General features: G+C 65.9%; 11 protein-coding genes. 6 read left to right on the plus strand and 5 right to left on the minus strand.

All coding sequences use genetic code 11. From position 1 onward, the window contains the following. Positions 1-27 precede the first annotated feature (27 nt). Positions 28-2904, plus strand: coding sequence for an EAL domain-containing protein (locus N2605_RS29570; protein WP_035998272.1), 2877 nt, complete (start codon positions 28-30; stop codon positions 2902-2904). Between the two features lie 159 nt (positions 2905-3063). On the opposite strand, the gene N2605_RS29575 is transcribed toward N2605_RS29570, so the two are convergent. Continuing rightward, positions 3064-3327, minus strand: coding sequence for a DUF7662 domain-containing protein (locus N2605_RS29575; protein WP_035998268.1), 264 nt, complete (start codon positions 3325-3327; stop codon positions 3064-3066). A gap of 143 nt (positions 3328-3470) precedes the next feature. Here N2605_RS29575 and N2605_RS29580 point away from each other — a divergent pair, with 143 nt between their 5' ends. Then, on the plus strand, positions 3471-4967 hold the full coding sequence (locus N2605_RS29580; RefSeq protein ID WP_225126385.1) for a sensor domain-containing diguanylate cyclase: 1497 nt from the start codon (positions 3471-3473) through the stop codon (positions 4965-4967). Positions 4968-5077: 110 nt separating this feature from the next. Here the strand turns inward: N2605_RS29580 and N2605_RS29585 are convergent, their stop codons facing one another. Next, entirely contained in the window at positions 5078-5953 is an 876-nt protein-coding gene (locus N2605_RS29585) for a UTP--glucose-1-phosphate uridylyltransferase (protein WP_225126387.1), read from the minus strand. A gap of 205 nt (positions 5954-6158) precedes the next feature. Here N2605_RS29585 and N2605_RS29590 point away from each other — a divergent pair, with 205 nt between their 5' ends. Next, positions 6159-7544, plus strand: a complete 1386-nt coding sequence (locus tag N2605_RS29590) for a lytic murein transglycosylase (RefSeq protein WP_225126389.1) — start codon at positions 6159-6161, stop codon at positions 7542-7544. Between the two features lie 170 nt (positions 7545-7714). Continuing rightward, positions 7715-9424: an SGNH/GDSL hydrolase family protein gene (locus N2605_RS29595; RefSeq protein WP_225146405.1), complete on the plus strand. Its 1710-nt coding sequence runs from the start codon at positions 7715-7717 to the stop codon at positions 9422-9424. A 163-nt stretch (positions 9425-9587) separates the two neighbouring features. Here the strand turns inward: N2605_RS29595 and N2605_RS29600 are convergent, their stop codons facing one another. After that, a complete protein-coding gene (locus tag N2605_RS29600) occupies positions 9588-9962 on the minus strand; it encodes a CsbD family protein (protein WP_035998251.1) in 375 nt (124 codons plus the stop codon). A gap of 64 nt (positions 9963-10026) precedes the next feature. Then, positions 10027-10764: an SDR family NAD(P)-dependent oxidoreductase gene (locus N2605_RS29605; RefSeq protein WP_260344289.1), complete on the minus strand. Its 738-nt coding sequence runs from the start codon at positions 10762-10764 to the stop codon at positions 10027-10029. A 100-nt stretch (positions 10765-10864) separates the two neighbouring features. Between N2605_RS29605 and N2605_RS29610 the strand changes: the two genes are divergently transcribed. Both N2605_RS29610 and N2605_RS29615 read left to right on the plus strand, forming a co-directional pair. Further along, a complete protein-coding gene (locus tag N2605_RS29610; RefSeq protein ID WP_074447693.1) occupies positions 10865-11644 on the plus strand; it encodes an SDR family NAD(P)-dependent oxidoreductase in 780 nt (259 codons plus the stop codon). A gap of 96 nt (positions 11645-11740) precedes the next feature. Next, the gene (locus N2605_RS29615) at positions 11741-12628 is read left to right on the plus strand and encodes a TauD/TfdA dioxygenase family protein (protein WP_035998242.1); all 888 of its coding nucleotides are present in this window, start codon (positions 11741-11743) and stop codon (positions 12626-12628) included. Between the two features lie 152 nt (positions 12629-12780). On the opposite strand, the gene N2605_RS29620 is transcribed toward N2605_RS29615, so the two are convergent. Continuing rightward, positions 12781-13425, minus strand: a complete 645-nt coding sequence (locus N2605_RS29620) for a YqgE/AlgH family protein (protein ID WP_035998239.1) — start codon at positions 13423-13425, stop codon at positions 12781-12783. Positions 13426-13429 lie beyond the last annotated feature (4 nt).

Genomic DNA, 13429 nt, shown 5'->3' on the forward strand with positions numbered 1-13429 from the left:
GTTTGCGTCGAACGCGGAGAACTGACCTTGCGTCTGATCAGGTGCCTCGCGCCCATCGCGCTGGGCCTCATGATTCTTGTCGCCGCGTATCCTGCGCGCGCGCTCGACGCCGTCAGCGTCCGCAGCGACGCGCCCGCGATCGACCTCACCGGCGTGCTCGAGCATCAGCGCAGCGATGCCGATCGTATCCAGGTCTCCACCGCACCCGGCACCGACGGCATCGTCCGCCGCATCGAGGTGCGCGCCCGCGAGGGCGGACAGAACTGGGTGGTGTTCGCGCTCGCCAACAACACCGACGACCAGCTCGACCGCCTGATCGTCGCTCCGCATTACCGGATCGTCTCCTCGGGATTGCTGTGGCCCGACCTCGGCCTGTCGCGCATCGCGACCATCACGCCCTCGATCGGCGACCGGCCGGAACGGCAGGAAAGCGCCACCGCGGACGTGTTCCGCATCACGCTCGACCCCGGCGCCGTCGTCACCTTCGTCGCGGAACTGCGCACCGACAAGCTGCCGCAGCTCTATCTGTGGGAGCCGGAAGCCTACAAGGACAAGGTCAACTCCTTCACGCTGTACCAGGGCATCGTGATCGGCATCTCCGGCTTGCTTGCCTTGGTGCTGACCATCCTGTTCGTGGTGAAGGGCAGCATCATGTTCCCGGCCGCGGCGGCGCTGGCCTGGGCGGTGCTGGTCTATATCGGCGTCGATTTCGGCTTCTGGGGCAAGGTGCTCGACATGTCGAACAACGCCGAGCGCATCTGGCGCGCGGCGGGCGAAGCGATCCTGGCGGCGACACTCCTGGTGTTCCTGTTCGCCTATCTCAATCTCAGCCGCTGGCACGTGCGCTATTCGCACATCACCGTCGGCTGGCTCGCGTTCCTCGGCTCGCTGGTGGCGCTCGCGCTGTTCGACCCGGCGGTGGCCTCCGGCATCGCCCGCATCTCGCTGGTGCTGATCGCCTTCGCCGGCTTCGCGCTGATCGTCTATCTCTCCACCCACGGCTTCGACCGCGCCGTGCTCTTGATCCCGACCTGGTTCCTCCTCGTGGTCTGGGTGGTCGCGGCCGGCATGACGGTGGCGGGCTCGGTCACCAACGACATCGTCGGCCCTGCTTTGCTCGGCGGCCTCGTGCTGATCGTGATGCTGATCGGCTTCACGGTGATGCAGCACGCCTTTGCCGGCGGCGGCGCCAGCACCGGCGTCGTCTCCGACATCGAGCGGCGCGCTTTGGCACTGGCCGGCTCCGGCGACCTGATTTGGGACTGGGACGTCTCCGCCGACAAGGTGTTCACCAGTCCCGAGACCGAAGCCCTGCTCGGGCTGAAGCGCGGGACGCTGGAAGGCCCGGCCGCCTCCTGGTTAGAAGTACTGCATCCGCTCGACCAGGACCGTTTCCGCGCCGCGCTCGACAGCGTGCTCGACCAGCGCCGCGGCCGCCTGGTGCAGGATTTCCGTCTGCGCACGCCGGACGGCCACTTCATGTGGTTCGCGCTCAAGGCGCGCCCGGTGGTCGGCTCGGACGGCGAGGTCTCGCGCGTGGTCGGCACGCTCACTGACGTCACCGAGCTGCGCAACGCCGAGGAGCGCCTGCTGCACGATTCCGTGCATGACAATCTCACCGGCCTGCCCAACCGGAAACTGTTCATGGACCGGCTGGGCGCGGTCGCGCATTTCGCCAAGACCATGCCGACGCTGCGGCCGACGCTGATGGTGATCGACCTCGACCGCTTCAAGCAGGTCAACGATTCCGTCGGCATCGCGGTCGGCGATTCCATCCTGCTCACGCTGGCGCGCCGCCTCACCCGCATCCTGAAGCCGCAGGACACGCTGGCGCGGATGGCCGGCGACCAATTCGGCCTGATCCTGCTGTCGGAGCAGGACCCGGCCCGCATCACCGCTTTCGCCGAGACCATCCGCAAGACCATCCGCGCGCCGATCGCCTTCAACGACCGCGAGATCTTCCTCACCGCGTCGATCGGCCTCGCGCTGTCCGATCCGCAAACCCAGCTCACGGACGAGATCATCAAGGACGCCGAGCTGGCGATGTATCACTCCAAGCGGATCGGCGGCGACCGCATCGACGTCTACAAGCCGGCGATGCGGGCGCGCAAGACCGACCGCCTGACGCTGGAGAGCGAGTTGCGCCGCGCCATCGAGCGCCAAGAGATCACGATCCTGTACCAGCCGATCGTGCGGCTGGAGGATCGCTCCATCGCCGGTTTCGAGGCCCTGGCGCGCTGGGACCACCCGAAGCTCGGACGCATGGCGCCCTCCGAGTTCATCACCATCGCCGAGGAGACCGGGTTGATCGTCGACCTCGGCATGTTCGTGCTCGACCAGACCGCCAAGCAGCTTTCGGTGTGGCAGCGGGCGATGCGCTCGCGCGAGCCGATCTTCGCTTCCGTCAACGTCTCCTCGCGGCAGCTGCTGCGCCACGATTTGATCCACGATGTCCGTACCGTGCTGTCGCGCTCCTCGGTGGCGCGCGGCACGCTCAAGCTCGAGCTGACGGAATCGCTGGTGATGGAGAATCCGGAGCACGCAGCCCAGATGTTGACCCGGATCCGCGAGCTCGGCACCGGGCTGTCGCTCGACGATTTCGGCACAGGCCACTCCTCGCTGGCCTATCTGCAGCGCTTCCCGTTCGACACTATCAAGATCGACCAGTCGTTCGTACGCACCACCAGCCGCGGCACCCGCCCCGTGATCCTGAAGTCGATCATCGCGCTCGCGCATGACCTCGGCATGGACGTCGTCGCCGAAGGCGCCGAGACCGATTCGGACGCCGTCGAGCTCTACCAGATGGGCTGCGAATACGCGCAAGGTTTTGCCTTCGGCGAGCCGATGGACGCGGACGCGGCGATGCGTCTGCTCACGGAAGTGCGGCTGGAAGCTGCGAGTTGATCTTCCCCTCTCCCCTTGCGGGAGAGGGTCCGCTCGCAAGCGAGCGGGGGTGAGGGGTATCTCTCCCCACGTCCAAATCCATCTGAATGCGCGGAGACATACCCCTCATCCGGCGCTTCGCGCCACCTTCTCCCGCAAGGGGAGAAGGGAAGTCACGCACTAGCGCCGCCGCTCACCCTTCTGCTTCCTGAACCGGACGCTCTGGCCGTCCGGCATGCGTGTCGCCACGAAGCCGGCGGCGAGGCAGGCTTCGCGTTGCGGCATCTGGATGTCGGGGCTGCGAAGGCTGTCCCACCATGAGGCACGCTGGGCCGCGCGCGGCAGCGCCGCGCCGATGATCTCCTCGATCTGCTCAAAGCTCAGCACGAGCTCCTCCTGCTTCTGCCGCAGCAGATAATCGCGCAACGCGTCGTAGTCGTTCACACTCGTCCTCTCGTCCGGGGCGAAGTCAGGCTGCTCAAAACCGTCAGCCGCATAAACCGATTCTTAACTCATTGCGGCAGCGCCGTCGCGGCTTAAACACTACGCAAGCTTTCGGGCGCATCCACTATGGACAGGAGCGAAAAATGTTCTCTGGATGGCGCGACGTTGCGGCCCGCCGGCCGTGGCGGATTTCGGCGAAGCTGCTGATCATCTCGTCCGTGGTGACGGTGATCGGTTTTTCCGCCATTTGCGTCAACGTCATGCTCGACATGCGCCGCGGCGAGGAGGCACTCGCCCGCCAGACGCTGGAGAACCTCGCGACCACGATCGAGTCCGACGTCAGCCGCAACGTCGAGATCTACGATTTGTCGCTGAAGGCGGTGGCCAGCAACATGCTGCTGCCCGAGCTGGCGACGGTCTCAAAGACGATCCGTCACCTGATCCTGTTCGACCACGCAACCACCGCCAAACATTTCGGCGCCATCCAGGTGTTCGACGCCGAGGGCCGGCTGACCATCGATGCGTCCACGCTCGATCCCCTGCCCGAGGACCGCAGCGAGGAGGACTACTTCAAGGTCCACCGGGATAATCCCGGCACGGAGCTGTTCATCAGCCGTCCCATGCTGTTTCGCGGCGCCTACTCGATCGTGTTGAGCCGGCGCATCAGTGACGCTGACGGCGGCTTCATGGGCGTGGTCGCCGGCTCGATCCGCTTCAGCTATTTCCACGAGCTGTTCGATCGGCTCAACCTCGACCCTGAGGACACCATCACCGTGCTCAAGCGCGACCGCACCATCATCATGCGGCGACCGTTCGATCTCGACATCATCGGCACGAACCTGAACGACCGTCAGAACTGGAAGGCCGACAATCTCAGGGTCGGCGCCGCCTATTCGGGACAGGGCCCGGTCGATGCGACCCCGCGGCTCTATGTCCGCAGCAAGAACAATGGTCCGCTGTTCGTGGTCGCCGGCAAGCCTTTGGCCGCGGTGTTCGCACTCTGGCAAAGGGAGGCGCTCCGCATCGGCACCGTGGTGCTGGCGCTCATCCTGTTCGTGCTGGGATCGACCCTCGTGCTCGCGCGCGAGATCGGCCGGCGCGCCGAGGCCGAGCGCAAGCTCGAGGAGTTGGCGACGACCGACGCGCTCACGGGCTTGAAAAACCGCCGCAAATTCGATTCCGTCATCGACGTCGAATGGCGGCGCGCCATGCGCCAGAAGGCGCCGATCGCGCTGCTCATGATCGATACCGATCACTTCAAGGCCTACAACGACACGTTCGGCCATCAGGCCGGCGATCAGGTGCTGGTCGGCATCGCCATCTGCATTTCCGATTCGGTGAGCCGCGCCGGCGATTGCGCGGCGCGCTATGGCGGCGAGGAATTCGCCGTGCTGCTGCCGAACACCTCGGCCACTGAGGCCCACAAGGTGGCGGAGATGATCCGCCTCAAGGTGCAGGGCTGGTCCGACGATCAGGCGATGTCGACGGTGTCCTGCGGCATCGCGAGCCTCGTCCCCGCCGCCGGCATGGACTGGCCGCTACTGGTTGCCGCCGCCGACAAGGCGCTCTACGCCGCCAAGGCCGGCGGGCGCAACCAGTCGGTGGTGGCGAGCCTGCCGCAGCTGTCGCTGGTGGCGTGAGGCGGTCTCTCGCTCTCGTCATTGCGAGGAGCTCTTGCGACGAAGCAATCCAGACTTCCTCAGCGGAAGGATTCTGGATTGCTTCGCTTCGCTCGCGATGACGGCGGGAGCTACTGCCCCAGATACTTCTTCATCTCCGCGACCAGGCCGTCGCGCAATTCCGGCCGCTTCAAGCCATAGGCGATGTTGGCGCGCAGGAAGCCGGGCTTGGAGCCGCAATCATGGCGCTCGCCCTCGAACTCGACGCCGTAGAATTTCTGCGTCTTGGCAAGCCCGATCATGGCGTCGGTGAGCTGGATCTCGCCGCCGGCGCCGCGCTCCTGGGTCTCCAGGATCTTGAAGATCTCGGGCTGCAGGATGTAGCGGCCGGTGATCGAAAGGTTGGAGGGCGCGGTGCCCTTGGCCGGCTTCTCGACCATGCCGTCGACCTCGAACATCTTGCCGTTGCGCTTGCCGACGCCGCAAATGCCGTATTGATGGGTCAGGTGATCGGGCACCGCTTCGACCGCGATCAGGTTGGATTTCTCGCCGAGCGAGGACGCTATCTCGATCATCTGCTTCAGGCAGCCGGGCGTGTTGAGCACGAGCTCGTCCGGCAGCACGACGGCGAACGGCTCGTTGCCGACGATGTCGCGCGCGCACCAGACCGCGTGGCCGAGGCCGAGCGGCGCCTGCTGGCGGGTGAAGCTGACCGCGCCGGCTTCGGGCTGGTTCTGCGCCAGGATATCCTGCTCGGCTTTCTTGCCGCGCGCGGCCAGCGTCGCGTCGAGCTCGAACATCCGGTCGAAATGATCCTCGATGACAGCCTTGTTGCGGCCGGTGACGAAGACAAAGTGCTCGATGCCGGCTTCCTTCGCCTCGTCATAGACGTATTGGATCAGCGGCTTGTCGACGATGGTCAGCATTTCCTTCGGCATCGCCTTGGTGGCAGGCAGGACGCGGGTGCCGAGGCCGGCGACGGGGAATACGGCTTTGCGAATCTTCATGGGATCGATCGAATACCTTGGGGCACATGGGACGGGAGCAATGGCATCCTTGCTAGCCTGTTTGCAGCCGCCAACAAAGGCGGATGTGGGGCCTCGCCCCGACGGAGTTAAGAAAAAGGCCGCCACCAAAATTTCACCTTTGTTAAGCTATTGGCAACGCTAACCAGGCCTCCTGTGGCGGGTTTTTCAGGCCGACGGGTGGAACATGATGCAATCAATGGCGGGACTGGCGACACGGGCTGGCGGCGCGGTCGTTGCGGCCGCTTTGCTGCTGCCGGCCGGCGCACACGCCCAGGCGCAGAACGGCCTGTCCAACCTGTTCGGCGGCATCTTCTCGGGATCGAACCCGGCACCGGCGCAACCCACACCTGGCCCGAGCGGCGCGCCGACGGGTCCATTGCCGTGGAGCGGCGAGGACGGCGCCTCCGGCCATCCCTTGATGACGGCCGCCGCGATCCGCGAGGCTGCCGGCAATTTCAACAATTGCGTCGCTGCGATGTGGCCCGATGCCGCACGACGCGGCGTCACGCAGGAGAACTTTCAGCGCTTCACCGCCGGGCTCTCACCCGACCTGCGCATCATGGACCTCATGGATTCGCAGCCGGAATTCACCAAGTCGATCTGGGCCTATCTCGACATCCTGGTGAACGACAACCGCCTCGCCAAGGGCCGCGAGGTCCTCGCCAAATACAAGACGCAGTTCGACGCCACCGAAAAGGCCACCGGTGTCGACCGCTACATCATCGCCTCGATCTGGGGCATCGAGTCCAATTACTCGACGCAGATCGGCGATCGCAGCGTGCTGCAATCGACCGCGACGCTCGCCTGCATCGGCCGCCGCCAAGCCTATTTCAAGGACGAATTCCTCTCCGCGCTGGAGATCCTCAACCGCGGCGATTTGCGTCCGGAGCAGCTGCGCGGCTCCTGGGCCGGCGCCTTCGGCCCGACCCAGTTCATGCCGACCGCGTTCAAGCGCTTCGCGGTGGACGGCGACGGCGACGGCCGGCGCGACGTCGTCGACAATCCGACCGACCTGATCGCGTCGACCGCCAACAATCTGAAGAAGGACGGCTGGCAGCCAGGCCAGACCTGGGGCTACGAGGTCGTGGTACCGCAAGGCTTCAACTACATGTTGGCCGACCGCGCCAAGGCGATGCCGATCGCGCAATGGGAGAAGCTCGGGCTCAAGCGTCCGAACAACCAGGCCTTCCCGCATCCTGCGGACAAGGCTTACCTCCTGGCACCCGCCGGCGCGCAGGGACCGGGCTTTTTGATGCTGCAGAATTACCGCGTCATCATGAAGTACAACCCGGCGGAAGCCTATGCGCTGGCGATCGGCCATTTCGCCGACCGCCTGCGCGGGGGACAGCCTTTCGTGCAGCCCTGGCCGCGGCAGGAGCGCGAGCTGTCCCGCACCGAACGGCTGGAGCTGCAGCAGCTGCTGGCTCAGCGCGGCTACTACAAGGGCACCCCGGACGGCCAATTCGGCGGCATGACCAGGGAGGCCCTGCGCAACTTCCAGGCCTCGATCGGGGTCCCCGCCGACGGTTTTGCCTCCTCCGACGTGCTGGACCGGCTGCGCGGGCGGTAAAATCGCGCTCGAAGTAACCTTGAAGGGGGATTTTGGCTGATAGCCTTGACCGGGACTGGTGTTCCCCGGTCTATGGACAAGAATCTGCGATGGAATTTGCCCGTTTGGCGCCTGATTCCGTTATTATATTGAGCTAACTCCGATCCCCCATTGCGCGTGCCCGAGATCGCATGTCGAAGAAGTCCCTGTTCAAGGCGCTGACCGAGACCGGCCCGTTGATCGCGCTGGGGACGGCGCTTGCGATCCTGGTGTCGGTGGCGGCACCCGCTTCGGCGCAGTTCTTCAACTTCCCTGGCTTCGGCGGTCCGCCGCAGCGTTCGGCCCCACCACCGCCACCACGGGGCGGCGGAGGTGGCGGATGGTTCGGCGGCGACTTCTTCGCACCCTTCCAGCCGCCGCCGCAGGCGCCGCGCCAGGATTTTTCACGCGCGCCGGCACCGGCCAAGCGCGACACGATTCCTGAGAAGAACGTGCTGGTGATCGGCGATGCCATGGCCGACTGGCTCGCCTATGGCCTCGAAGACGCCTACGCCGAGCAGCCCGACATGGGCGTGATCCGCAAGCACAAGACCACGTCCGGCCTGATCAGGTACCAGCCCAAGGGCGAGCCCGCGGACTGGGCCGCGGCGGCCAAGGGCATTCTCGAGACCGAAAAGCCCGACGTGATCGTCGTCATGCTCGGCCTCAACGACCGCGTCGCGATCCGCGAGCCGGCCGCCGACAAACCCGACAAGCCGGCCGCGGAGAAGGACAAAGATAAGAAGAACGACAAGGGTGCGCGCGCAAAGCCGCAAGGCAAGCCCAGCGACGCCAAGCCCGGCGACAGCGCCGCCAAGCCGGACGATAAGCCTGCCGACGCCGACCTGCCGCAGGACGACGCCGACAATGCCGACACGCCGGCAGCCGCGCCGGAAAAGACCGCGCGCAATCCGAACGGCCTCTACGAATTCCGTGACGAGCGCTGGGTCGAGCTCTACGGCAAGAAGATCGAGGAGCTCGCGGCCGTCCTCAAAACCAAGGGCGTGCCGGTGCTCTGGGTCGGCCTGCCCGCGGTCCGCGGACCGAAGGGCACCGCGGACACGCTGTTCCTGGATTCGCTGTACCGTGAGGGCGCGGCCAAGGCCGGCATCACCTATGTCGACGTATGGGACGGCTTCGTCGACGAAGCCGGCCGCTTCCTGCAGAAGGGCCCGGACTTCGAAGGCCAGATCCGCCAGCTCCGCAGCTCCGACGGCATCTATTTCACCAAGGCCGGCGCGCGCAAGCTCGCGCATTATGTCGAGCGCGAGATCACGCGTCTGCTTGCCGGACGCTCCGGCCCGATCGCGCTGCCGAGCGAGCCCGCGACGCCCGACACCAGCGCCGAGCCGGGCAAGCCCGCGCCGCGGCCGTTGGCCGGACCGATCGTGCCGCTGGTTGCAGCCTCGATCTCGACCGATCAATTGCTGGGCGGACCGGGCACGCGTCCCGCCGCCGTCGATGCGCTCGCCGCCAAGACCATGGTAAAGGGTGAACCGCTGGCAGCCCCGGCCGGCCGCGCCGACGATTATGCCTGGCCGCGCCGGGAAGTCGGCCGCGAGCAGGCCAAGGGCGATACGCCGATGGCGGCAACGACGCCGGACGGCGGGGCGGCTCAGGGCGCACCGGGCGCCGCCGCCGCGATCGCACCGCCAAAGCTCGCGCCGAAGAAGCCGCAGGTCGCCCCGCAACTGCCGGCCCAGGCAACGCCCACATTCCGTGATTTCTTCGGCTTCGGCTCGCCACAGCCCCCGCCGCCGCGCCAAATGGCGCCGCCGCCTGGGCCGCGCAATCCGAATCCCAATCCTGGGATCCCGCGTCCGCCGGCTAACGTCGGCCGTTCCGCCGAGATGTTCCGGTAAGGTAAGATCTCGTGTCCCGGACGCAACGCTGCACCTTCTGGTGATGCGGCGCAGAGTCGGGACCCAATTCGTGCGGCATTCAGAAAAGATGGCCCCGGCTCAGCGATGCAGCGTCTCACGCTGCATCGCTGAGCCGGGGCACGCGTGACAGGCGTTTCGGCAACTAGCCGTAATAGCGCCAGCGTGACGGCGGGCGGCGGGCAGGACGCGACATCAGCAGCGCCAGCGCGAAGCCGATGCCGCCGGCAACCAGCAGCGCGCCGAGCGGATTGTCCTGCACCTTCTGCGCAATGGCCTTCGAGCCGTCGCGGAAAGTCTCACCACTGTTCTCGTAGGCGTCCTTGGCATAGCCCGCGGCGGTGTCCGTGGCGTCGCGCACGGCATCCTTGGCCTGGCCGTAGAGATTCTGCACCGTGCCCGCGGCTTCCCGCGCCTTGCCCGACGCCTGCGTCTTGGCATCGCCTGCCATGTCTCCGATCGCGCCTTCCGCGCGTCCGGCATATTCCTTCGCCGATCCAACAATCCGATCCGTGTCCATGATGATCCTCCTCGGTGGTCAGCCGAAGTAACCGATCAGACGCAGCGCGGTTCCTTAGGCTCTCCTATAGAATCAGGCCGCCATCGACGACCAGCGTCTGGCCGATGATGTAGGACGACAGCGGCGAGGCCAGGAACAGCGCCGCGCCCGCCATGTCGGCCGGCGTACCCAATCGCCGCAGCGGGATGCGTGCGAGCGCGCCTTCGAGCCGCTTCGGATTGTCGGTCGTCACCTTCGTCATCTTGGTGTCGACGAGCCCTGGCGCGATGCCGTTGACGCGGATGCCGTCCTCGGCCCAGGCCTCGCCCAGCGTCCGCGTCAATCCGACCGCACCGGTCTTCGAGGCATTGTAGGCGGGATTGCCCATGGTGGAATGATAGGCCGCGGTCGAGGACACGATGATCAGCGCGCCCTTCGCGTCCCGCAACATGGAATGAAAGCGCGTCGCGCAGGCCATCAGGCTCATCAGATTGATCTCGACGACCTTGCGGAAGCCCGCCATCTCGAATTCGCCGCGGCGGTAGATCACCGCGCCCTGCGCGAGCACCAGGATGTCGAGACGGTCGAACGACGGCTTGAATGCTTCGATCGCACCGGAATTGCCGACATCGAGCTGCGCGTAAGCAAGACATTCGAGATCGGAGCCTTCGTCGGCTGAATATTCCGTTGCGCGAGCACGCGTGCCGCAGACGGCAACAGCTGCGCCCTTGGCGCGAAAGGCCTGCGCGATGCCGTTGCCGATGCCGCTGGAACCGCCGACCACCAGCACCTGCTTGCCTGAGTAATCGAGCTCATTTGCCATTGTCGGCCTCCCCTTTTGTTTTCTGCTTGTTTGACCTGTCTGCGGATCGATGCCAGCCTTGTCAATCACAACAAGAACCAGCTCGGCGCGAGGGAACAGCATGTCCGACGTCAGGGAGCTCAGCCGGTCCGTGAAGGGGCTCACCGTGCTCGTCACTGGCGCAGCCAGCGGCATGGGGCGCGCCACAGCGCGCGTGTTCGGAAACGAAGGTGCGAACGTCGCCGTCACCGATTTCGACGAGCAAGGCGCGCAGGACGTCGCCAGGGAGATTGCGGCAAGCGGAGGCGCGGCAAGGGCGTGGAAGCTCGACGTCGCCGACGGCGGCGAAATCAAACGTGTGGTCGGCGATGTCGCCGCGCATTTCGGCGCCCTCGACATCGTCGTCAACAATGCCGGCATCTCCGTGCGCGTCGCGATCGACGATGAGGGCTACGAGGACGCCTGGGCGAAGGGCATCGCCGTGATGCTGACGGCGCACCCACGCATCATCCGCGCCGCGCTGCCGCACTTGCGCAAGTCGAAGAGTCCCCGCATCGTCAACATCGCCTCGACCGAGGCGCTCGGCGCCACCGCATTGCACAGCCCGTATTCGGCCGCGAAGGGCGGCGTCGTGAGCCTCACCCGCTCGCTGGCGGTGGAGCTCGGCCGCGAGGGCATCACCGTCAACTGCATCTGCCCCGGACCGATCCGCACAAAAATCACCGACCGCATCCCGGAGGAGCACAAGACCATCTACGCCAAGCGCCGCACCGCACTCGGCCGCTACGGCGACCCTGAAGAGGTCGCGCATATGACGCTGAGCCTGTGCCTTCCGGCGGCGTCCTTCCTCACCGGCGCGGTGATCCCGGTCGATGGCGGGCTGATGGCGCGGAACGCGTGAGAGCCATGCGCGCGGCGCGTTGACATCGCCGGATGCGGGCGTCATTTTTTCCACAAACAGAGCGGGGAAACCGCTCGTAGATGCGGGAGGAACGCAATGACCATCGCCATCCGGCAGCTTCAGAAACATTTCGTCGGCGAGGTGTCCGGCCTCGACTTGCGCAAGCCGCTCACGCCGGATCAGGCGCGCGAGATCGAGGCCGCGATGGACAAGTACGCGGTGCTCGTCTTCCACGACCAGGACATCACCGACGAGCAGCAGATGGCATTCGCGCTGAATTTTGGCCAGCGCGAGGAGGCGCGCGGCGGCAACATCACCAAGGCGGATGAACACCGCCTCACCTCAGGCCTGAACGACGTCTCCAACCTCGGTAAGGACGGCAAGCCGCTGCCCAAGGACAGCCGCGCCAATCTGTTCAACCTCGGCAATTGCCTGTGGCACTCGGACAGCTCGTTCCGTCCGATCCCCGCAAAATTCTCGCTGCTATCGGCGCGCGTGGTGAACCCGAAGGGCGGCAACACCGAGTTCGCCGACATGCGCGCGGCCTATGACGCGCTCGACGACGAGACCAAGGCGGAGATCGAGGATCTCGTCTGCGAGCATTCGCTGATGTATTCGCGGGGATCGCTCGGCTTCACCGAATACACCGACGAAGAGAAGGAGATGTTCAAGCCGGTGCTGCAACGGCTGGTGCGCACGCACCCCGTGCATCGCCGCAAGTCGCTGTATCTGTCATCGCATGCCGGCAAGGTCGTCGGCATGAGCATGCCCGAGGGGCGGCTATTGCTGCGCGATCTGACCGAGCACGCCACGCAACCCGAGTTCGTCTACGTGCACAAATGGAAGCTGCATGACCTCGTGATGTGGGACAACCGCCAGACCATGCACCGCGTCCGCCGCTACGACCAGTCCCAGCCCCGCGACATGCGCCGCGCGACGGTGGCAGGGACGGAGCCGACGGTGCAGCAGCAGGCGGCGGAGTAGGCCGGGTCGGAGTAGCCACAAATTCGGTCGTCGTCCCGGACAAGCGGAGCGCTGGGCAACGCGTAGCGTTGTCCGGCGCGAAGCGCCGATCCGGGACGACAGCGGAGAATAACTGAGGGCAGTGGAGAGTGTGGCAATAGCGGCCGATAACGCTACGCGTGCCCGGCCTCGTTCGAGAGCATACCGGGGTCGATGCCGATCTTCTGCAAAGCGCGATTGTACTTGTCCTCGACGTCGTCGCCGAAAATCAGATCCGCGTCCGCGTCGCAATGCAGCCAGCCGTTGCTCTGGATCTCCGTCTCGAGCTGGCCCGGCGCCCAGCCGGCATAGCCGAGCGCGAGGATGGCGTGCTTGGGGCCGGAGCCGTTGGCGATGGCGCGCAGAATGTCGACCGTCGCGGTCAGGCAGACGCCGTCATCGATCCGCAGCGTGGCGTTCTCGATGTAGAAGTCGCTGGAATGCAGCACGAAGCCGCGCCCGGTGTCGACCGGCCCGCCCCGCAGCACCTTCATACTTTCGGCATTCTCCGGCAGCTTGATGTGCTCGCCCTTCTTGATGATGCCGAGCTGCTGCAAGAGCTCGGGGAAATCGATGCTGCCGGCGGGGTGGTTCACGATGATGCCCATCGCCCCCTCCGCCGAATGGGCGCAAAGATAGATCACCGAGCGCTCGAAGCGGGAATCGCCCATCACGGGCATTGCGATCAGGAGCCGGCCGTCGAGATAGCCGCCGGAACTGGGCAGCGCGGCGCCCGAGCTGCGGGTGCTTTCGCCCGTCCTCTTGCCTGTGGGAGCCATCGCT

The organism is Bradyrhizobium yuanmingense, assembly GCF_025200905.1.
Classification (GTDB): Bacteria; Pseudomonadota; Alphaproteobacteria; order Rhizobiales; family Xanthobacteraceae; genus Bradyrhizobium; species Bradyrhizobium yuanmingense.

What these genes read in the sequence shown, in the direction of transcription:
- N2605_RS29580 (WP_225126385.1), top strand. Translation starts at nt 3,471, where the DNA reads ATGTTCTCTGGATGGCGCGACGTTGCGGCCCGCCGGCCGTGGCGGATT.
- N2605_RS29585 (WP_225126387.1), bottom strand. Translation starts at nt 5,953, where the DNA reads ATGAAGATTCGCAAAGCCGTATTCCCCGTCGCCGGCCTCGGCACCCGC.
- N2605_RS29590 (WP_225126389.1), top strand. Translation starts at nt 6,159, where the DNA reads ATGATGCAATCAATGGCGGGACTGGCGACACGGGCTGGCGGCGCGGTC.
- N2605_RS29595 (WP_225146405.1), top strand. Translation starts at nt 7,715, where the DNA reads ATGTCGAAGAAGTCCCTGTTCAAGGCGCTGACCGAGACCGGCCCGTTG.
- N2605_RS29600 (WP_035998251.1), bottom strand. Translation starts at nt 9,962, where the DNA reads ATGGACACGGATCGGATTGTTGGATCGGCGAAGGAATATGCCGGACGC.
- N2605_RS29605 (WP_260344289.1), bottom strand. Translation starts at nt 10,764, where the DNA reads ATGGCAAATGAGCTCGATTACTCAGGCAAGCAGGTGCTGGTGGTCGGC.
- N2605_RS29610 (WP_074447693.1), top strand. Translation starts at nt 10,865, where the DNA reads ATGTCCGACGTCAGGGAGCTCAGCCGGTCCGTGAAGGGGCTCACCGTG.
- N2605_RS29615 (WP_035998242.1), top strand. Translation starts at nt 11,741, where the DNA reads ATGACCATCGCCATCCGGCAGCTTCAGAAACATTTCGTCGGCGAGGTG.
- N2605_RS29620 (WP_035998239.1), bottom strand. Translation starts at nt 13,425, where the DNA reads ATGGCTCCCACAGGCAAGAGGACGGGCGAAAGCACCCGCAGCTCGGGC.